The sequence below is a fragment of the Streptomyces olivochromogenes genome (assembly GCF_021538895.1).
In the GTDB taxonomy this organism is placed as follows: Bacteria; Actinomycetota; Actinomycetes; order Streptomycetales; family Streptomycetaceae; genus Streptomyces; species Streptomyces olivochromogenes_A.
The window spans coordinates 143,157-161,480 of sequence record NZ_JADDRL010000001.1 but is presented as its reverse complement, the minus strand read 5'-3'; the positions used below and the strand labels follow the sequence as shown (position 1 = coordinate 161,480).

Annotated in this window: 19 protein-coding genes; 6 read left to right on the top strand and 13 right to left on the bottom strand. The window is 71.0% G+C overall.

Annotated features, from left to right (window positions below):
• Nucleotides 1–70: 70 nt before the first annotated feature.
• Together IPZ69_RS00760 and IPZ69_RS00755 are read left to right on the top strand one after the other, a co-directional pair.
• Nucleotides 71–1,375, top strand: a complete 1,305-nt coding sequence (locus IPZ69_RS00760; protein ID WP_235451632.1) for a hypothetical protein — start codon at nucleotides 71–73, stop codon at nucleotides 1,373–1,375.
• A gap of 166 nt (nucleotides 1,376–1,541) precedes the next feature.
• Complete coding sequence (locus tag IPZ69_RS00755) at nucleotides 1,542–2,549, top strand: hypothetical protein (protein WP_235451631.1); 1,008 nt, start codon at nucleotides 1,542–1,544, stop codon at nucleotides 2,547–2,549.
• A gap of 70 nt (nucleotides 2,550–2,619) precedes the next feature.
• Here the strand turns inward: IPZ69_RS00755 and IPZ69_RS00750 are convergent, their stop codons facing one another.
• Genes IPZ69_RS00750 through IPZ69_RS00725 form a run of 6 tightly spaced genes read right to left on the bottom strand, consistent with a single transcriptional unit; the run spans nucleotide 2,620 to nucleotide 9,360 of the window.
• Nucleotides 2,620–3,771: a vWA domain-containing protein gene (locus IPZ69_RS00750; protein ID WP_235451630.1), complete on the bottom strand. Its 1,152-nt coding sequence runs from the start codon at nucleotides 3,769–3,771 to the stop codon at nucleotides 2,620–2,622.
• Nucleotides 3,764–4,672, bottom strand: coding sequence for an AAA family ATPase (locus IPZ69_RS00745; RefSeq protein WP_235451629.1), 909 nt, complete (start codon nucleotides 4,670–4,672; stop codon nucleotides 3,764–3,766). Before IPZ69_RS00745 ends, IPZ69_RS00750 begins: the two co-directional genes overlap by 8 nt.
• Nucleotides 4,665–5,585 (bottom strand): XdhC family protein, encoded by a 921-nt coding sequence (locus tag IPZ69_RS00740; protein ID WP_235451628.1) that lies wholly within the window; start codon nucleotides 5,583–5,585, stop codon nucleotides 4,665–4,667. The genes IPZ69_RS00745 and IPZ69_RS00740 overlap by 8 nt, the downstream gene beginning before the upstream one ends.
• Nucleotides 5,586–5,595: 10 nt before the next feature.
• Nucleotides 5,596–7,968, bottom strand: coding sequence for an aerobic carbon-monoxide dehydrogenase large subunit (locus tag IPZ69_RS00735; RefSeq protein WP_235451627.1), 2,373 nt, complete (start codon nucleotides 7,966–7,968; stop codon nucleotides 5,596–5,598).
• A complete protein-coding gene (locus tag IPZ69_RS00730) occupies nucleotides 7,965–8,486 on the bottom strand; it encodes a (2Fe-2S)-binding protein (RefSeq protein ID WP_235451626.1) in 522 nt (173 codons plus the stop codon). Before IPZ69_RS00730 ends, IPZ69_RS00735 begins: the two co-directional genes overlap by 4 nt.
• Nucleotide 8,487: 1 nt before the next feature.
• Nucleotides 8,488–9,360: an FAD binding domain-containing protein gene (locus IPZ69_RS00725; protein ID WP_235451625.1), complete on the bottom strand. Its 873-nt coding sequence runs from the start codon at nucleotides 9,358–9,360 to the stop codon at nucleotides 8,488–8,490.
• Between the two features lie 164 nt (nucleotides 9,361–9,524).
• Between IPZ69_RS00725 and IPZ69_RS00720 the strand changes: the two genes are divergently transcribed.
• The gene (locus tag IPZ69_RS00720; RefSeq protein ID WP_235451624.1) at nucleotides 9,525–10,481 is read left to right on the top strand and encodes a LysR family transcriptional regulator; all 957 of its coding nucleotides are present in this window, start codon (nucleotides 9,525–9,527) and stop codon (nucleotides 10,479–10,481) included.
• A gap of 51 nt (nucleotides 10,482–10,532) precedes the next feature.
• On the opposite strand, the gene IPZ69_RS00715 is transcribed toward IPZ69_RS00720, so the two are convergent.
• The 5 genes from IPZ69_RS00715 to IPZ69_RS00695 all read right to left on the bottom strand — a co-directional run bounded on the left by IPZ69_RS00715 (nucleotide 10,533) and on the right by IPZ69_RS00695 (nucleotide 13,759).
• A complete protein-coding gene (locus IPZ69_RS00715) occupies nucleotides 10,533–10,796 on the bottom strand; it encodes a hypothetical protein (RefSeq protein ID WP_235451623.1) in 264 nt (87 codons plus the stop codon).
• 84 nt (nucleotides 10,797–10,880) lie between these two features.
• Nucleotides 10,881–12,020, bottom strand: coding sequence for an inorganic phosphate transporter (locus IPZ69_RS00710; protein WP_235451622.1), 1,140 nt, complete (start codon nucleotides 12,018–12,020; stop codon nucleotides 10,881–10,883).
• Between the two features lie 319 nt (nucleotides 12,021–12,339).
• Nucleotides 12,340–12,552, bottom strand: a complete 213-nt coding sequence (locus tag IPZ69_RS00705; protein WP_235451621.1) for a hypothetical protein — start codon at nucleotides 12,550–12,552, stop codon at nucleotides 12,340–12,342.
• 270 nt (nucleotides 12,553–12,822) lie between these two features.
• On the bottom strand, nucleotides 12,823–13,275 hold the full coding sequence (locus IPZ69_RS00700; protein WP_235451620.1) for a hypothetical protein: 453 nt from the start codon (nucleotides 13,273–13,275) through the stop codon (nucleotides 12,823–12,825).
• A gap of 79 nt (nucleotides 13,276–13,354) precedes the next feature.
• A complete protein-coding gene (locus IPZ69_RS00695) occupies nucleotides 13,355–13,759 on the bottom strand; it encodes a LytR/AlgR family response regulator transcription factor (RefSeq protein ID WP_235451619.1) in 405 nt (134 codons plus the stop codon).
• Between the two features lie 267 nt (nucleotides 13,760–14,026).
• On the opposite strand from IPZ69_RS00695, the gene IPZ69_RS00690 reads away from it, so the two are divergent.
• Both IPZ69_RS00690 and IPZ69_RS00685 read left to right on the top strand, forming a co-directional pair.
• Nucleotides 14,027–14,437 carry an ATP-binding protein gene (locus IPZ69_RS00690; protein WP_235451618.1) on the top strand — a complete coding sequence of 137 codons (411 nt, stop codon included), beginning with the start codon at nucleotides 14,027–14,029 and terminating at the stop codon, nucleotides 14,435–14,437.
• A gap of 524 nt (nucleotides 14,438–14,961) precedes the next feature.
• Entirely contained in the window at nucleotides 14,962–16,197 is a 1,236-nt protein-coding gene (locus IPZ69_RS00685; protein WP_235451617.1) for a BtrH N-terminal domain-containing protein, read from the top strand.
• Nucleotides 16,198–16,326: 129 nt separating this feature from the next.
• Here IPZ69_RS00685 and IPZ69_RS00680 read toward each other — a convergent pair whose 3' ends face one another.
• Nucleotides 16,327–16,872: a YciI family protein gene (locus IPZ69_RS00680; protein WP_235451690.1), complete on the bottom strand. Its 546-nt coding sequence runs from the start codon at nucleotides 16,870–16,872 to the stop codon at nucleotides 16,327–16,329.
• Nucleotides 16,873–17,015: 143 nt separating this feature from the next.
• Between IPZ69_RS00680 and IPZ69_RS00675 the strand changes: the two genes are divergently transcribed.
• Nucleotides 17,016–17,840 (top strand): transglutaminase-like domain-containing protein, encoded by an 825-nt coding sequence (locus IPZ69_RS00675; protein WP_235451616.1) that lies wholly within the window; start codon nucleotides 17,016–17,018, stop codon nucleotides 17,838–17,840.
• Nucleotides 17,841–17,886: 46 nt separating this feature from the next.
• Here IPZ69_RS00675 and IPZ69_RS00670 read toward each other — a convergent pair whose 3' ends face one another.
• Entirely contained in the window at nucleotides 17,887–18,222 is a 336-nt protein-coding gene (locus IPZ69_RS00670) for a hypothetical protein (RefSeq protein WP_235451615.1), read from the bottom strand.
• Nucleotides 18,223–18,324: the final 102 nt, after the last annotated feature.

Here is an 18,324-nt window from a genome sequence, read left to right as displayed (position 1 = left end):
GCACAGAGCGCACGGTCGTCACCCATCGCTGCCCGGCCTTCGTGACGTCTGCAACTGGAGCCCTTTCCGTATGGCCATCTCCTACGCGGCAACCAGGGTCCCTGCCTGGCCTGTTGCCGCCGTCGGTACGGCGGCGGTGGTGGTGCCCGGTGCCGGTGTCGGGTCCGGTTACGCGGCGGCGCTGGCACGACAGGGTTGGCAGCCCGTCGCCGTCGACCTGGAACCGCAACTGCGTCCGCGCGCTCTGGCCCGTGCGAACTCTCCCGGCCCGTACGTCCATCGGGTCGAGCACCGCGGCTCCCTGCGGCAAACGGTCAAGGCACTGCGGGCACTTGGGGTGTCGGCGGTCGTGGCGGGGAGCACTCTGGGCATCGGCTTGGCCGAACGGCTCATGTGGCACCTGGACTTGCCCGGTGCCGATCCCGTCACCGCACTGCTGCGTCACGACCAGGGTGCGCAGGCCGCCGCGCTGAGACGGGCGGGCATCCCCGCCCTTCGCGGCGTGCGTACGACCAGCCTGGCCGCCGCCCTCACCTGGGCCGAGACCTGTCCGTTGCCCGGTTACATGCTGGCTCCGGCCACCGCGGGCTCACCCGTTGAGCCAGTGGTGTGCGCGAACGCATTGCAGATCAGTGCGACTTGGTCGCGTATGCGCCGCCAGGCAGCGGAGTACTCCGGCGACGCGCATCTGGTCCTCGCCGAGCACGTGCCCGGCCGGCGCTACGTGGTCAACAGCGTGACACGGCTGGTCGACGGTCAGCCGGACCACGTCGTCACCGACGTCTGGGCGCAGACGTACACCCCGAGCGGGCGACTGGCCCGTACCGACCTGCTCGACCGTCACCATCTGTTGACACGAGCGCTGTCGATGCATGTGCTCCGTGTGCTCGACGCGCTCGGCATCGTGTGCGGGCCGGTCACCAGCCAGGTCGCCCACAGCGCCGAACGCGGGCCGCTGCTGATATCGGCCCTGGCGGTTCCCGGGATCTCACCGGCCGACGCGGCACTCTCGGCGGCGACCGGCCGTGACCGTCTCGCTGACGCCCTGAGTGCCGTGATCACACCGTCTCCCGCCGAGCGCGTCGCCGTGCCGACCGGACACCGGGTCGTCCGTGTCCACCTCGACCCTCGACACGGTGCACGCATCGCCCCTTGGGCGCATGGCGCCCTGCGTCGGCTGCCGACAGTGGTCGCGGTGACCGACCACCCACGGCCGGACGCCCCGCCAACCAGCCCCGCTGCGGGCCTGGAAGTCGTTCTCAGTGGCGCGGAGCCGGAAGCCATCGAGGCGGACTACCGGGCCGTCCGGGCCCTCGAACGCGCAAGCCTGTACCCGGCCGCCGTCGGTCATCGTCCGTCCGAGATGCGATCATGAACATGCCCCGGCGTCCGTGCCAGATCCTGGCCGACGGCCTCCGGGTGCGCGATCGGTCTCTCACCGCGACCGAGCCGACCGCCTCCCCGACCACCGTGCTCCTCGCACCGACCCCGACCAACTCATCCCCCCACAGCGCACCGTTCCACGAGGAGGAACTCCACCCATGTCCCGACCCACGACCCGGGCCACCCGCCTGACCGTGCTCGCCCTCGGCGTCACCGCAGGCGTCACTCTCACCGCATGCGGCGGCGGCTCGGACGATGGCGCGGCCGACAAGCCCACCACGAGCGCGAGCCCCACCCCGCGCGGCGTGGTCACCAAGGAGAAGGCCAAGGAACTGCTCGACACCTACGAGCAGGTCAACAACCGGGCGAACAAGGCCCATGACGAAAAGCTGCTGGCCACGGTCGAGGGTGGTCAGGTCCATGAGCAGTCGAAGGCGGACTACCGACTGATGTCGACCTGGTCGGCGAAGGAACGGAAGGGGTACGGCTCGCCGTTCTTCTACCGGGACCGCGAGTACTACCTGCCGTCGTCCGGCACCTGGTTCGCCGTCAAGGCCAGGCCGAGCAGCGACCCGAAGGACGAGGCCCTCCTCGTCTTCGAGAAGGAGGGCAGCACCTACAAGATGGTGTCGTCCGCCTACACCGCCACCGGCTCGATACCGAAGATCGCCGTCGACCGGAACGGGCTCGCCACGGTCGCCGACCCGTCCACGAAGGTCGGAGCGTACGCACCCGACCAACTGGGCGCCGCGTACGAGGACTTCTTCGAGACCGGCGGCAAGAAGGCCGGGAAGCGGTTCGCCACGACCGAGGCCACCAAGGGTTCCCTCAAGGTCTACGCGGACCGCAACGACGGCGAAGCGGGCCGCTGGTCGAACACGTCGTACTTCGCCGCCAAGCCGGCCCACCCCACGGTGTACGCGCTCAAGCTCGCAGACGGCGGGGTTCTCGCCCTCTTCCCGACGGCGCACACCCAGGAGCAACTCCTCAAGCCCGCCTACCGGAGCTCCTTCCAGATCAACCCGAGCAAGACGGAAGCCGTTTACAACCCGGCGAAGCGGACCGTGGTCACCGACACGTTCCAGGGGCTGGGTCTCGCGGAACTGCCGTCCGCGGGCAAGCCCGACGTGACCACGATCGAGTACCGGATGGTGGACTCCCGATGAGCGGACGATAGTCGGCTCTGTGCGTCCTATCCCGTTCGACCATCGTGACGGGCCTGCTCGGGCGAGCGGTTCAGCGCCTGCGGCCCGGGGCGGACAAGGCCGCCGTGAAGTCGTCGAGGGCTGCGAGGTTGTGGGCGCTGACGACCGCGTCGCAGTAGGGGAGCGCGGCGGCCATGCCGGCGACGAGTGGGCGGTAACGGGGGCTTGCCGTACGTGGGTTGACCCAGACGATGCGGTGAGCGACCCGGGACAGCCGGGCCATGTGGGTCGCGAGGTCGGTGGGCGTGCCGGTGTCCCAACCGTCGGAGATGATGACGACGACGGCGCCGTGCGCCATGCCACGCCGGCCGTACCGCTCGTTGAAGTCGGCGAGGCACTCCGCGATCCGGGTGCCTCCCGACCAGTCCGGGGCCGTGCGTCCGGCCCGTGCGAGGGCGTCGCACGGGCCGGCCCGGCGGAGGGTGGGGGTGAGGCGGGTGAGCCGGGTGGCGAAGGTGAACACCTCGGCGTGCGCGGCGCGCGTGGCGCAGTAGAGCAGTTGCAGCATCGCGCGGGCGTAGGGCTCCATCGATCCGGAGATGTCGCAGAGCACGATGAGGTCGCGGGGTCGGGTCCGGGGCACGAAGCGCCGCAGTCGCAGCGGATGTCCGCCGGTGCGTCGGCTGGTGGAGAGGGTGCGGCGGACGTCGACGCGCCGTCCGTGGAGCGCGGTGCGGTGCCGACGGGAGGGTCGGGCCGGGGTGCGCAGCACGATGGTGCGCATCAGCTGGGCGAGCCGGCTCAGTTCCTCGGCGGACAGGTCCGCGAAGTCGCGGGTGGCGAGGCGGTCGAGCGGGCTCGCGGCGAGGGGGACGGGTTCCTCCCGCCGCGGTGTGTCGGTCTCGCGGCCGCGTTCGTCCGTGGTGGTCCGGGACCGGGCGCCGTGGACGCGGCCGGAGAGGACGGCCTGGAGCGTTCGGGGTGGGTCGCCGGGCTGCCCGCGCTGTGGTTCCAGGTCGGTCGGGGCGCCGAAGACCGTGCGGAAGACCGCGTCGAACGGCTCGATCTGGTCGCGGTCCGATACGAGGGTGGTGAGCGCGCAGTGCCGCAGTTCGCGTGTCGTCCGCGGGGGGAGCAGGGTGAGTGCTCGGGCGAAGCCGCGGGTGCGGTCGGGGCCCACCGAGATCCCGGCGTCGTGCAGGGCGGCGGTGAACGAGGCGGCCAGTTCCGGCAGGTCAGCCATCGGTGCCGGCCTCCGCGTCGACCAACTGCGCGAGTCCGGCCCGGCGTACGGCCTCCAGGTCCTCGGCGTACTTGAGCACCGCCCCCAGGGTGCGGTCGGCGGCGTCGGTGTCGAGAGCGGTGAGCCCCAGCGCGTGCAGCGCGCCCGCCCAGTCGATCGCCTCGGCGATGCCGGGCGGTTTGGTGAGCTCCTGCCGGGCACGCAAGCGTGCCACTCCGCGTGCCACGCGCGGGGCCAGCCACTCCGCCGACTCCGGCACCCGTTTGCGGATGATCGCGGCGACGCGCGCGGTGTCCGGGTAGTCGATCCAGTGGTACAGGCAACGGCGCTTGAGCGCGTCGTGCAGATCCCGGGTGCGGTTGGAGGTCAGCACGGCCACCGGTGGCACCGTGGCCGTCCGAGTGCCCAACTCGGGGATGGTGACCGCGGCATCGGCCAGCAGCTCCAGCAGAAACGCCTCGAACTCGTCGTCGGCGCGGTCCACCTCGTCGATGAGCAGTACGGCGGGCCGTGGCCCCGGGTGGGAGATCGCGGCGAGCAGCGGCCGGGGCAGCAGATAGTCCTCGGCGAACAGATCGGCGTCGCGCAGGGACTCCCCACGGGACTCGGCCAGCCGGATGGCCAGCAGTTGCCGCGGATAGTTCCACTCGTACAACGCCTCGGCCGAGGACAGCCCCTCGTAGCACTGCAGCCGGATCAGCGGGGTGTCGAGCACGGTGGCGAGTGCCCGCGCCGCCTCGGTCTTGCCGACGCCGGGCTCGCCCTCCAGCAGGATCGGCTGCCGCATCCGCACGGCCAGCAGCAGCGCCGTGGTCAGGGCGTCGTCGGCCAGGTAGCCGACGGCGTCCAGCCGCGAGCGCAGGGCGGGGACATCGGCGGCGAGGGGGTCGGGGTCAGGCATGGGCGTAGGGGGAGGGATCGTCGGCGAAGGCGTGCCGGCACCCCGGCCCGCAGAAGTACACCCGGCCGTCGGCCCGGTCCAGGAAGAGGGTGGTGGGGGTGATCGCCACGGTCATGCCGCACACCGGATCCACGCCCTCGGCCCGCGGTACGGCGGCCTCGGCCACGGGACGCGCGGTCCGGGCCGCCTGCGGCCGCAGCGTGATGATCTCGGCGTACACCGACAGCGCGACCTCCGTCGGGGTGCGGGCGCCGATGTCCAGTCCGGCCGGGGTGTGGATGCGTGCGCGTTCCTGCTCGGTGAGGCCCAACCCGGCGAGCACCGCCGTGCCGCGCCTACGGCTGGCCACCAGCCCGATGTACGGCACTCCGGCCCGCGCGGCCTCGATCAGTACGGGTTCCTCGTCGCGGCCGTGGGTGGCGACGACCACGACGTCCAGGTCGACCGGCAGCGGCTCCCCTGGCGAGGCGGGTCGGGCGTCGAAACCGAGGACGCGACCGATGTCCAGCAGGGCGCGGGCGATGGGCGCGTGGCCGTGGACGTACACCAGCGCCGGCGGGAGGTTCGCCTCCAGGAAGATGTCGAGCGTTCCGCCCGACAGACAGGGATTGCTCACCGTGACCAGGCCTTCGTCCGGCTCCGGTGCGTTCTGTCCCGCCGCCTCCTCCGTCGGCGTGATCCGCAGCAGCAGCGACTCGCCGGTCTTCAGCACCCGCAGGCCCTGAAGTCGCACCGTCGTCTCGGCGCAGGTGCCGCCCACGAAGCCCTCCACGGTGCCGTCGGGCAGCACCAGTGCGCTGTCCCCGGGCTTGGCGCTGGTGGGCCGTTCCGCGCGGACGACGGTGGCCAGCACGAACGGGGTCCGGCCGTGCCGGAGTACATCCGCGAGGGTCAGCAGCTCCGTGTTCGTCATCGCCGGGGCCTCAGGTGATCGCCAGGTCGGTGCGCAGCGGCCTGCCCTGGGCCGCCCGCCACACCGCGGCGGGAGTGAGCGGCATGTCGACATGCCGTACGCCAAGTGGCTTCAGCGCGTCGACCACCGCGTTGACCACCGCGGCGGGCGAGCCGACGGTGGCGGACTCACCGACGCCCTTGGCGCCGATGGGGTGGTGCGGGGAGGGGGTGACGGTCTCGCCGAGCTCCCAGGACGGGCACTCGACCGAGGTGGGCAGGAGGTAGTCCATGAACGACCCGCCGAGGCAGTTGCCGTCCTCGTCGAAGGCGATCACCTGCATCAGCGCCATGCCGAGGCCGTCGGCGAGGCCGCCGTGCACCTGGCCCTCGACGATCATCGGGTTGATCCGGTTGCCGCAGTCGTCCACCGCGACGAACCGGCGGACCTTCACCTGGCCGGTGGCCGCGTCCACGTCGGCCACGCAGATGTAGGCACCGAAGGGGAAGGTGAGGTTCGGCGGGTTGTAGACACAGCTCGCGTCCAGGTGGCCCTCGACGCCCTCGGGCAGCTCCAGGTTGGAGTGCGCCGCGAGGGCGATCTCGGCCATGGTCCTGCCCTGGTCGGGGTCTCCCGCCACGAACCAGCGGCCCTTCTCCCACTCCAGGTCGTCCGGGTTCACTTCGAGCATCGCCGAGGCCACGAGCCGCGCGCGCTCGCGCACCTTGCGGGCCACCACCGCCGCCGCCGCTCCGGACACCGGCGTCGAGCGGGAACCGTAGGTACCGAGCCCGAACGGGGTCTGGTCGGTGTCGCCGTGCACCACCTCGATGTCGTCGGGAGGGATGCCCAGTTCCTCGGCGACGATCTGCGCGAAGGTCGTCTCGTGGCCCTGGCCCTGCGTCTGTACGGAGATGCGCAGTACGGCCTTGCCGGTCGGGTGCACGCGCAGCTCGGCGCCGTCGGCCATGCCCAGGCCGAGGATGTCCATGTGCTTGCGGGGGCCGGCGCCGACGGCCTCGGTGAAGAAGCTGACCCCGATGCCCATCAGCTCGCCGCGCTCGCGCCGCTCGGCCTGCTCGTGGCGCAGGTCCTCGTAGTGCGCCATGTCCATCGCCAGCCGCAGAGCGCGCGGGTAGTCGCCGGAGTCGTACTCCCATCCGGTCTGTGTCCGGTACGGGAACTGCCCGGGCCGCAGCAGATTGCGCATCCGCAGCTCGGCCGGGTCCATGCCGAGTTCGTCCGCGAGCCGGTCGACCATCCGCTCGACCAGGTACACGGCCTCGGTGACGCGGAACGAGCAGGCGTAGGCGACACCGCCGGGCGCCTTGTTGGTGTACACGCCGGTGACGCCGCAGTACGCGGCGGCCAGGTCGTACGAGCCGGTGAAGACACCGAAGAAGCCGGCCGGGAACTGCGTGGGCTGCGCGGTCGCGTTGAAGGCGCCGTGGTCGGCGATCACCTGGACCCGCAGGCCCCGGATCTTCCCGTCCCGCGTCGCGGCGATCTCCCCGTGCATGTGGTAATCGCGGGCGAAGGAGGTGCTCATCAGGTTCTCCGAGCGGTCCTCCACCCACTTGACGGGCTTGCCGGTGACGATCGACCCGACGACCGCGCACACATAGCCGGGGTAGATGCCGACCTTGTTGCCGAAGCCGCCGCCGATGTCGGGGGAGATGATCCGGATCTTGTGCTCCGGGATACCGGCCACCATCGCGTAGATCGTGCGGTGGGCGTGCGGGGCCTGGCTGGTGGACCACACCGTCAGCTTCCCGGTGATCGCGTCCATGTCCGCCACGGTGCCGCAGGTCTCCAGCGGCGCCGGGTGCACCCGCGGGTAGAGCATGTCCTGCGCCACCACGACGTCGGCGCCCGCGAAGACCTCGTCGGTCCGCTCCTTGTCGCCCGCCGACCAGTCGAAGATGTGGTTGTCGGTCTGGTGCTCCTTGTCGTCGCGGATCACCGGCGCGTCCGGGTCGAGCGCCCGGCGCGCGTCGACGACCGGGGGCAGCGGCTCGTACTCCACGTCGATCAGCTCAAGGGCGTCCCGCGCGGCGTACCGGTCCTCGGCGACGACGAAGGCGACCTCCTGACCCTGGAAGCGCACCTTGTCGGTCGCGAGCACCGCCTGAGTGTCGTACGAGAGTGTCGGCATCCAGGCCAGCCCGAGCCCGGCCAGGGTCTGCCCGGTGATCACGGCCTTGACCTTGGGGTGCGCCTCGGCGGCGCTGGTGTCGACGGACAGGATCCTGGCGTGGGCCAGCGGGCTGCGCAGGATGGCGCCGTACAGCATCCCGGGCAGCCGGACGTCGTCGACGTAGGTCCCGTGGCCGCGGACGAACCGCGCGTCCTCCTTGCGGGGCATGCGTCCGAAGCCGACCGGCCGTTCCTGGGTGGTGGTCATGTCCGCACCTCCTCGCGGTCGGGCGCCGACTCGGTGGCCGCGTCCGCGCTCCGCTGTCCGCCGCCGTGCTCGGCGGCCCAGCGGATGGAGCGCACGATGTTCTCGTAACCGGTGCACCGGCACAGCTGTCCGGAGATGGCCTCGCGGATGTCCTCCTCCGACGGATCCGCGTTGTGGTCGAGCAGCCAGCGGGCGGTCATCATCATCCCCGGCGTGCAGAAGCCGCACTGCAGCCCGTGGCAGGCGACGAATCCCTGCTGTACCGGATCGAGTTCGGCCCCGTGCGCCAGACCCTCGACGGTCCGCACCTCATGGCCGTCGGCCATCACCGCGAGTACGGTGCAGGACTTCACCGGTGTGCCGTCCAGCCAGACCGTGCACACCCCGCAGTTGGAGGTGTCGCAACCCCAGTGGGTGCCGGTGAGGCCGAGCTCGTCGCGCAGGAAGTGCACCAGCAGCAGCCTGGGCTCCACGTCCCTCGTGTGCTGGTCGCCGTTCACGGTCACAATGATCCGCATGTCACGCCTCCTGCCCCTGGGCGCGGGCGGCGGCGGCGCGCAGCGCCCGTGTGGTCAGCTCCCCGGCCAGATGCCGCTTGTAGTCGGCCGGGCCGCGCTGGTCGGCCGTCGGCCGGCATTCCTGCGCGGCGATCCGGCCCGCCTCGGCGAAGGCCTCGTCGTCCGGCCGTGCGCCGCGCAGAAACTCCTCGGCCTGCTCGGCCACGAACCGGGGCGCGCCCACCGCGGTCAACCCGATCCCGGCCTCGGTGATCACCCCGTCGGCGACCTCCAGCACCGCTCCCGCGGCAACGACCGCCCAGTCACCGGCCCGGCGTTCGACCTTGCGGTAGGCGCTGGCGTGCGAACGGATCGGCACCCGGATCTCCACCAGCAGCTCCGCCTCGTCCAGCGCGGTCTCGTACGGGCCGAGGAAGAAGTCCCTGATCCCGATGGTGCGCCTGCCACCGGGCCCCTGGGTGACGAGGGTGGCCCGCAGGGCCGAGAACGCCGCGGACAGGTCCTCCGACGGGTCGGCCTGGCACAGCGAGCCGCCCACCGTGCCACGGTTGCGTACGAGCGGATCGGCGATGACCCGTTCCGCGTCCCGCAGGATGGGGAAGTGCTCGCCGACGACCGGCGAGGCGAGCAGCTCCGCGTGGCGGACCATCGCGCCGATGGACAGGTCGTGGCCGTCCACCCGGATCACCGCCAGCTCGCGCAGGCCGTTGATGTCGATCAGGGCCTCGGGCTGGGCGAGCCGCAGCTTCATCATCGGCAGCAGGCTGTGACCGCCCGCCACCACCCGGGCCTCGGGGCCGTAGCGAGTGAGCAGCTCGATCGCCTGCTCGACGCTGGTGGCCGTCTCGTACTGGAAGGCAGCTGGAACCTGCATCGGACCCTCCTGAAACGATGTGCCCGTGGTGAGTTGCGCGGTGACGCTTGTGGGTTCTGCGGCGGTGTTTGTGGGCCCTTAGGCGATGCTGCGCTCTTCCGCACCGGCCAAGCAATGGGCCGATAAGCATTCACTTATCCGTCAAAACGCAGGAAAATCGGATAGTGACCGTCACGCAGCTCAGCACCTTCGTGCTGGTCGCCCGGCTCGGCTCGGTCGGCGCCGCGGCGCGGACGCTGGGTGTCAGCGAGTCCACCGTGTCGCAGGCGCTCACGGCGCTGCGCACGCACTACGGCGATCCGCTCATCCGGCGCACCGGCGGCGGTGGAATGCGTCTGACGCCCGCCGGGGCTCGGCTGCTGCCGGTCGCGTCGCGCATGGTCGCGCTGAGCGCGGATGCCGAGGCGGCGGTACGGGCGGCGCGGGGTGCGCCCGACGAACTGAGGGTCGTCGCCACGAGCACGCTGGCCGAGTTCGTGCTCCCCTCCCTCATGGAAGCCTTCGCCGACCGTTCGGGCCGCAGGACGGAGACCTCTTTCGGGGTGGCCGCCGGCAACGAGATACGCGTCCTGGTCGAGAACCGGTTGGCCGACGTCGCGCTCGGGCCGTACCTCGGCGCCGACCACGGGGGCGAACTGGTCAGCGAGCCACTGTTCCGCACCCAACTGGTCGTCGTCACCGGTGGCAGGGCGCCCAGACCGCCCGGTCCGCCCCGGCAGTGGTCCTGGCTGGTCGACTCCTCCGGGACCGATCCGGACGCGGACTCCGGGCGGCTGCTGCGACGGCTCGGCGTGGCCGAGGGGCACGTGTGGGTGTTCCCCAACCAGGCCGCCACCTGGGCGGCCGCCGCCGAGGGCGCGGGGGTGGCACCGGCGTTGGCCCATCTGGTGTCGCCCCGCATACGGCGCGAGGAACTGCGCATGCTGGAGACTCCGGCCACGCCGTCCGACGCCACCTGGCACGCCACCGCCCTACGGCCCGAGCACCGTTCCCCGGCCGCCGACGCGTTCCTGCACTTCCTGCACACCCCCGCGGCGACCCGCATCATGCGCGCGCCCGGCGCGGGCGTTCCGCCGTCGCAGTTCCGGCCGCCGGTGTACGTCACGCTGTGGGGCGGGTGACAGGGAGCGGGCCGGTCCCTCGAGGGTATGCCGTCCCCCGCGGGCAGGCCGTCACACGCCGATGATCAGGACGAGCCCGTAGGCGGCGACCGCCAGGCACGCGCCGAAGCACAGCACCGCCGCCACCATGGCGAGCGACCGGTTGGCGGTGCGTAGTTGCCCTCCGCCCGCGCTGTCGGCACCGGGCCAGACGGCGATGCCGAGGGAGAACAGCACGACCGCGAGCAGGGTGATGCCGAGGCTCACGGCGAACACGCTGCCAAAGGCGCTCCAGTGGATGGTCATCGCCTGGGTGCTCATGGTCTGGACGCCCATCGCCCGGCCTCCTTTCGCCGACGGACCGTACGGCCGTCCGCCCGCCGGGCGATCACGCCGCGGTCCGTTCTGTCCGCCCGGTTCTCACGCCGCGGTCCGTTCCGTCTGTCCGTACTGTCGGGCAGGCAGTTCGTTGACGTTGTCGGAGGTCACGGGGCGGCGGCGCGACAGCGCCCAGAACCCGGCAGCGGCGGCGGCCGCCGTTGCCGCCACCAGGGCCACGCCCGCGGTGCCCCGGTCGGCGATCCAGGCCGCCGCGCCGCCGACGGCCGCCGCCGCGGGCAGCGTGAGCAGCCAGGACAGTGCGATGCGCCCGGCCACCCCCCACCGCACCTTGGCGAGTTTGCGGCCCAGACCGGCGCCCAGGATGCTGCCGGTGCAGACCTGCGTGGTCGACAGGGGGAAGCCCATGTGGGTCGAGGCGAGAATGACGGTCGTCGCGCTGGTCTCGGCCGCGAAGCCCTGCGGTGCCTCGATGTCGGTGAGCCCCTTGCCCATGGTGCGGATGATCCGCCAGCCGCCCGTGTAGGTGCCGAGCGCGATCGCCAGGCCGGCGCTGAGCACCACCCACCAGGGCGGCCCGGCGTTGTGGGGGAGCAGCCCGGCGGAGATGAGGGCCAGGGTGATGACGCCCATGGTCTTCTGCGCGTCGTTGGTGCCGTGGGCCAGCGCGACCAGCGACGCCGAACCGATCTGTCCCCTGCGGAAGCCGGTCCGCGCCTGGCCGGGAGCCGTCCGCCGGGTGATGACGTAGGCGAAGTAGGTGGCCAGCAAGGACACGAAACAGGCGACGATCGGGGAGAGGATGGCGGGGATCACGATCTTCTCGATGATCGCCCCGAACTGCACGGCGGATGAACCGGCGCCGACCCACACCGCGCCGATCAGACCGCCGAACAGCGCGTGCGAGGAACTCGACGGCAACCCGGCGAGCCAGGTCATCAGGTTCCACAGGAGCGCGCCGACGAGTCCGGCGAAGATCATGACCAGGGACACCTTGGCGTCGTTCACGATGCCGCCGGAAATCGTCTTGGCGACTTCCGTCGACAGGAACGCGCCCGCCAGATTCAGCACTCCCGCGACGATGACCGCCACGCGGGGTCTGAGGGCTCCGGTGGCGATGGAGGTCGCCATCGAGTTGGCGGTGTCGTGGAAACCGTTGGTGAAGTCGAAGGCGAGGGCCGTCAGAATGACCATGATGAGGAGGAACGAGACGGTACCCACTGGGTAACCTCCAGAGGCAGGCCGAACCCGCGCCCGCCGTACCGTCTCAGCTCGGACGCGCCTTGCCTCCACGCTAAGCGGCACCTCCCGAGCCCGCGACCGTGAGGGGGCCGCTCAGGTCTGGGGGAGGCGCGTCGATCCAACTGGCGTGGCCGGTCACGGGACTACGCTTCGCGACTTCGCCATCTTCAACGGCGGGTACCGGTACTTCTTCGCGGACAGCCTGGAGCTGCCGGCCCGGACGACCGTCGTGACGGAACTCGTGCGCGAGGGCGTACGTGTCGAGCCCCGGCGACGGCGTCGCCGCCGTCGCCGGGGCTTATCGGGGGAGCGGATTCTGGGCCATGCGCCGCTCGCCGACCCGGGCCGCTTCCCGTACGACGGAGAAGCCGTACGCGAGCATGTCGCGCTCATGGGCGGCCAGGGCATCGGCCAGGGTGAGGTGCCCGTCGGCGACCTTCTTGAGGGCGCGGCCGAGCAGCGCTCCGTCGCGCATCGCGATGTTGGCCCCGCGGCCGAGCGTGGGCGTCATCGTCGTGCAGGATGCCGACCGGTGCGATCGTGCCGAGGGGCGAGCCGGCGTCGATGGTCAGCCGATCACCGGGACGTAGGGGAACGTCGACGTCGGCTCGAAGGGCACCGAGTCCTTCGTCACCGCGGTGGTGAAGGCGGTGTTCGTGGCGAGGGAGAACGTCACGTCCGGCGCGCTGTCGATGAGGGAGCGTCCGTTCCAGTGGCCGAAGCCGAAGACCGCGGCGGTGCCGGCGGTGTGCGGAAGGAGGTTCGAGGCCTTGCTGCCTGGTCAGCCGGGCGTGTCCATGGGCTCGGCGGGAACACGCGGGTGGCCTGCGAGACGGCGGGCTTCGGCGGTGACCTCGGCGGCGATCTCCGCCGCCGTCCTGTCGCCGTATTCGAGGGTGTCGTACTCGTCGTCGAGCTCGGCGAGCCGTCGGGTCAGGGCCAGGTCGTGCCCATAGCGGTGGTGGATGCGGCGTACGAGGTCCCGAGGTGTCAGCTCGCCGGCGAGCATGCGGCGTGCGAGTGCCCGCGCGGCGGCTTCCCGACCGGCCTCGTCGCCGATCGGGTAGAAGATGAGGCCGAGTTCGCCGAGTGCCTGGGGGAGCAGTTCGGGTACGTCGTAGTCCGCCTCGATGCGTGTGAGGGCGGCCAGGATGCGCAGGGCGGGGCTGTCGATTCCGGCGACGAGCGCGTCACAGGCGGCGCTGACGACGTCGCCCGCGCGGATTTCCCCCACGCTCCAGAGAGCGGCATGGTCCTGCAGATCGCTTGCTGCTGATTCGGCCGGGGTCACGCGGCCATTGTCCGGGGGTTGATTACCCTCCCGCGTGCCCATTTGCCGGGTCGTCGCGCTGGCTGTCGTCCACCCCGCCGACCGCCGCGCGGATGGCGTCGCCCGACAGGACCGCCTTGGAGACGAAGCCCACCGCGGGGCTCGCCTCGATCAGGTCGGCGTAATCCTCCTCGGCATGGCTGGAAATCAAGATCACCGGGAGGGGTGCCGGAGCCTCGCGCTGCAACCGGTCGGCCAGATCCAGCCCGCATTCCACCCCGAGATCGATGTCCACCAGCGCCACGTCCGGCCTGAGGAGCTCAGCCAGGCGAACGGCGTCGGTGCCGTTCGATGCCATGCCCACGACGGTGACGCTCTGGTGCTCCAGCAGGCAGCGAGCGGCCCTCAGGAAGTAAGGGTTGTCGTCGACGATCAGACAGCGGAGCATGCGTCCAGGATCCCAGGGCGGTGCTTGGCGGGCATTCCTGCTGGCTGCATACTCTGTCCGCGCCGGCGGGCGAGGAGGGCTCGCGCCCGCGTCGACGTACCCCGCCCTGTCGCCCACCGCACCGTGGCTCTTCCCGCTGACCGGTAGAGAGGTTGGGCGCTGGCCGCGAAGACGCGCACCGGTGCCGGGCGCGACAATGGAGGTAACCGGCACGGACGGTGCTCCAAGGTCGGGGCGCCGTCGAGGCGCTGGAGGAGGTGATGGGCCATGCCGTACGACTGCGGCAGGCCGATGCCCACATGTCCCTGGAGCCTGGCGCACCGCCCGGAAGCCGCCGCGCAGGCCCGCACGATCGCCCAGGAGTTGCTGACGCGGTGGGGAGTCGCCGGTGAGGTCGCCGACTCGGTTCTGCTGACCCTCTCCGAACTCGTCGCCAATGCCGTACGGCATGCCCAGCCGCCGCTGAGCTTCGGGCTCGATTGCGACCCCGACACCGGGCAGGTGCACGTCGAGGTGGCGGACGGAGGTCCCTCCGACGACTGCCGGGCGGCCGGTCTCGCCGCCGACGAACACGGCCGCGGGCTCCTGATCGTCGACCACGTCACCGCGGCCCACGGCGACCGGCAGGAAGAGGACCACGCCATCCACTGGGCCGACATCACCTCCACGGCGGCGTGACGCGCCGATCCGCCATGCACTGGTGGCACCTCGTACCCGGGGTGGGCGAGTGCTACCGGTCCCTGGGCACTGGTCGGCGCCGGGGTGGGGGGATCCTCGGGGTCGGTGTCCCCGGCGTAGTCGCGGGCCCGGGCCCGCAGGGCGGTGGCGGTGACGACGGATCGACTCCTGCCTCGGAGGCGTAGCTGTCGCCCGCGACGGCCATGCGGGAGGCGCTGCTGCCGGCGTCCAGTGGGGCCCGGTAGGCGGCCAGTGCGTCGTCGAGGGCGGACAACGACCCTGCCCAGAACTGGCTGCGAACCACCGTCCGTGCCGACGGTTGTTCCGGGTTCGGCGGAGGGGTAGCCTCCAGCTGGCGTACCCACCCGCCGGACCCCTAGACCAGGTGCTCACGCCACCAGGCGCCGCAGGGGCAAAGGTGATCTTCTTGTCGCCGTGGGTGACTCTTCTTTCGTTGTCTGCCCTCAGGGTGACGGTGACGATCTGCGTGAGGGCTCGCGCCGACCGCCCCGAGAGGACCGACGATGACAGAGCTCCGAGCGTTCAAGAAGCTGGTGCGTGAGCGGATGGCTCGCACCGGGGAGTCGTACACCACGGCCCGGCGCCACGTGCTGGCCAAGGCGGCCAGGGCGGAGTTGCCCGCGTTGCCCGACGGCCTGCTGTACGCGGAGTTCGGCACCGACCAGCACCACGAGGCGTCCCTGATCCGGCACGCGCTGGGCAGCGTCCACGACGAGGCACTGATCGCCGGGCTGGCCGGAGGCATCGGCTTCATGTACTTCGTCTTCGAGTACCAGGGCATGCCGCCCCTGCTGACGATCGTCGCCCAGCACCATCCCGAACCGTGGGTCCAAACGGCCCTGGACCGGCTTCATGTGCCGTACGACGTCCAGCACAGCGGCAAACCCCAGTGGGCCAAGCTGCGCAAAGCACTCGACGCCGGCCACCCGGTGTTCTGCACCGTGGACAGGTCACGGCTGCCGTGGCACGGGATGGAGCCGGGATTCGGCACGGACCCCTATACCGTCGTCGTCGCCGGACATGACGGCGACACCCTTTACGTCGACGACGCGTCCGCGGCTCCGCACGGCATCGGCACCGAGGAATTCGGCCTGGCCTGGTCGGCCCACAAGAAGGGCCGCCACCAGATGATCGTGCCGACCGGAGAAGCCACCGGTGCCCCGGACATCGGCGCCGCGATCGCCGCCACCGCGGCGCACCTCACCGGACCGGTCCTGGGAAACAACTTCGACGTCAACTTCGGCTTCTCCGGAATGGAGAGGCTCGCCGCGCAGCTGCGCGACGCCAGGACCAAGACAGGGTGGGAGCGGCGCTTCGGCGAGCCGGTGCCGTTCTACCACGGGGTGCGCAGGCTGTATGAGTGCCTGGAGGTGGAGTACACCGCACCGGATGCCACCCGGCCGCTGTATGCCGACTTCCTGGACCTCGCCGGGCGGCCCGAAGCCGCGGCCCTGTTCCGTGAGTCGGCCCGAGGATGGGAGCGCCTGGCCGCCCTCGCCCTGGAGACGGTCTCCGGCCTCGGCGCGTACGCGGAGATCTGTGAGCGGCGCATGCAGCTGATCATGTCCCGCGGTGAGGCAGCCGGGGAAGAGATCCGAACCCTCGGCCGGCAAGCCAATGCCCTCGCCGAGGAGTACGGAGCACCCGACGCCGAACAGCGTCGGCAGCTGTTCGACGAACTCGCCGACATCGTCGAGGCGAACACGAGGCTCGAACGGCAGGCTGTCGAACTGCTGTGACGCCGGCTGCCGCAGTCTTCGGCAAGACACTCAGAGGCTGCGGCAGTCTCTTTTCAAGGCCCGGCAGGACACGATCACCTGCCGGGCTTGCCTTGTCGGCCTTGTCGGCTCGCCGGACGTCCTCGGTGGTTACGACCGCCCGCCGAACTGCCAGTTGTGCACCTCGATGTCGGCGTACCGGTCCTGCGTCAGGATTGTGCGTGCCGTCTGCGCGTCAGGTGCCCGGACCAACACCGCCGTACCCAGCCACGCGGTGCCGTCGTCGGACAGCAGCGGCCCGTAAGCGATCAGCTCATCCCTGTCGGCAGGCACCGCGAGGTCGGCGGCCTGCCCCGCGCCCAGGCCGATCACCAGGTAGCGATTGCCGCCGGTCCGGCCACCGGGGAAGTCCCACATGGTGCACCCCAACAGGTTGCGCCACCGTCGCACCAGCACGTCGCGGTAGACGCCGGCCTGGTAGTTCGGCTCGTCGAAGGCGAACGCGCGGGCGGTGGCGGCATCGGGCAGATCGACGATGTGCAGGCTTCCCGTGGCCGTGTCGTCGTCGGCGAAGGTCGGACCCCGGGCGATCATCTCCTTCGCGTACTGGTCCATGTAGGACCAATGCTCTTCCAGCAGCTCGTCGCGCAGCGTTTCGGAATCGGGCCGGTCGCGGTGGTAGCAGAGGAACTCCATGCGCATAGCGTCTCTTTGAGGGGGTCGCCAGGTCGAGCGGGTTTCCCCGCGGCGGCGACTGCGCACCATAGTTGAACGCGTTCAAATTTCCTGTCACGATACGTCTTGCCGCCCGGAGAGTGCTGGACGAGAGGATCACGGTCATGACGAGCTCGCTTCTCGCGCCGCGAGGCCGTGTCCGCATACGTATGGCCGACGGGGGAACAGTCGCGGGGAGCACGGAGCCGACGCGGATTCTCGACTGGCGGCATCCGAACGTCTCCTCATTGCTGCGACGGATCGACGTCCCGGCGGACTCGCGGGACTCGGCGGACTCGGGGGACTCGCGGGACACTTCGAGTCCCGCCCACCGCATAGCGGCCCTGCGCCAGGCTCACCGATGGATTGCCGCAGTCGTGCAGCCGGTGTACTCGGTTCAGGACGAGCGGCCCGTGTCGGAGGTGCTTCGCCGCCGCCGCGGCTCGTGCAGTCAACGGCTGGCGGTACTGGAATCCGTGGCACGGGCCTCCGGGGTGGCCACGCGGGTGCGTGGCCTGCTGGTGGACGGGAGGTTCTGGTATCCGCGCTTCCCTCGCTTCCATCGGCTCGTCCCGCACCAAGTTGTGCTCGCATGGCCGGAGTTCCGCCTTGACGGGCCGTCGCTGACCGAACACCTCCCCGCGTCCTGGCTGACGGTCTCGGAACTCTTCGGTGGTCTCGACGAGCTGAGCGAAGGTGGCGGTGGTGGCTTCACCAACGTCGGCGCGGAGACGCTCTTCGAGGCCTTGTCCAGGACTGCGATCGACTGGGACGGCGCGACGGTCTGCCCTGCCGTCGGCGCGGCGTGCGATCTCTCGGCCTACGTTCTGGCGGACCTCGGCCACTTCGACTCGCGTGACGAACTCTTCGCCCGGCATGGCCAGACCCTCTGCGGGATGGCGAGATTCCTGGCCGAGCCCATCCTGAGCCGCCGTTCGGCGGGCGCCTAGGACATGCCCGCCCGCCGAGTGAGCCCTCGCGTCGGCTGCAGTACCGCTACAGATCCACCCGGGACGTCGTCTCTTGGCCCGCTGATCGCACCACGACGTGCGCGGGCCTGAACGGCAGGTTGCGCAGTGTCGGTTCCATGACCTTGAAGAGCGCGTCGGCGTTGGCCCCGTAGGCGTACAACACCGCCTCGCCGCCACCGAACTCGTTCCCGTCGACCTCGCCCACTCCTGCCCCCTCGACTGCGGCCGCCATCGCCCGCTGAGCGCTGAAGATCGCTTCGCGCTCGGCGCGCGTGCCGTATTCGTCGTCGCTCAGGCGATAGTGGGCGATGACGGCTTCTTCCGGCGTCTCGGGTCCGGGGAGATCGAAGAGCTGGTCCATGGCCGCGCCATCTCATCGACCACTGACAACGCGTCCGCTACCGCCGGGTGATCGGCAGAAGCAACCCTTCCGGACGTGCGGCGGTCTTACCGGGCGTCGTGC

Excerpts from the sequence above, each read along its gene's own strand:
- IPZ69_RS00730 (WP_235451626.1), bottom strand. The coding sequence starts at position 8,486 with ATGCGGATCATTGTGACCGTGAACGGCGACCAGCACACGAGGGACGTG.
- IPZ69_RS00675 (WP_235451616.1), top strand. The coding sequence starts at position 17,016 with ATGACGAGCTCGCTTCTCGCGCCGCGAGGCCGTGTCCGCATACGTATG.
- IPZ69_RS00740 (WP_235451628.1), bottom strand. The coding sequence starts at position 5,585 with ATGACGAACACGGAGCTGCTGACCCTCGCGGATGTACTCCGGCACGGC.
- IPZ69_RS00745 (WP_235451629.1), bottom strand. The coding sequence starts at position 4,672 with ATGCCTGACCCCGACCCCCTCGCCGCCGATGTCCCCGCCCTGCGCTCG.
- IPZ69_RS00725 (WP_235451625.1), bottom strand. The coding sequence starts at position 9,360 with ATGCAGGTTCCAGCTGCCTTCCAGTACGAGACGGCCACCAGCGTCGAG.
- IPZ69_RS00685 (WP_235451617.1), top strand. The coding sequence starts at position 14,962 with ATGACAGAGCTCCGAGCGTTCAAGAAGCTGGTGCGTGAGCGGATGGCT.
- IPZ69_RS00690 (WP_235451618.1), top strand. The coding sequence starts at position 14,027 with ATGCCGTACGACTGCGGCAGGCCGATGCCCACATGTCCCTGGAGCCTG.
- IPZ69_RS00705 (WP_235451621.1), bottom strand. The coding sequence starts at position 12,552 with ATGACGCCCACGCTCGGCCGCGGGGCCAACATCGCGATGCGCGACGGA.
- IPZ69_RS00755 (WP_235451631.1), top strand. The coding sequence starts at position 1,542 with ATGTCCCGACCCACGACCCGGGCCACCCGCCTGACCGTGCTCGCCCTC.
- IPZ69_RS00760 (WP_235451632.1), top strand. The coding sequence starts at position 71 with ATGGCCATCTCCTACGCGGCAACCAGGGTCCCTGCCTGGCCTGTTGCC.
- IPZ69_RS00670 (WP_235451615.1), bottom strand. The coding sequence starts at position 18,222 with ATGGACCAGCTCTTCGATCTCCCCGGACCCGAGACGCCGGAAGAAGCC.
- IPZ69_RS00735 (WP_235451627.1), bottom strand. The coding sequence starts at position 7,968 with ATGACCACCACCCAGGAACGGCCGGTCGGCTTCGGACGCATGCCCCGC.
- IPZ69_RS00680 (WP_235451690.1), bottom strand. The coding sequence starts at position 16,872 with ATGGAGTTCCTCTGCTACCACCGCGACCGGCCCGATTCCGAAACGCTG.
- IPZ69_RS00750 (WP_235451630.1), bottom strand. The coding sequence starts at position 3,771 with ATGGCTGACCTGCCGGAACTGGCCGCCTCGTTCACCGCCGCCCTGCAC.
- IPZ69_RS00715 (WP_235451623.1), bottom strand. The coding sequence starts at position 10,796 with ATGGGCGTCCAGACCATGAGCACCCAGGCGATGACCATCCACTGGAGC.
- IPZ69_RS00695 (WP_235451619.1), bottom strand. The coding sequence starts at position 13,759 with ATGCTCCGCTGTCTGATCGTCGACGACAACCCTTACTTCCTGAGGGCC.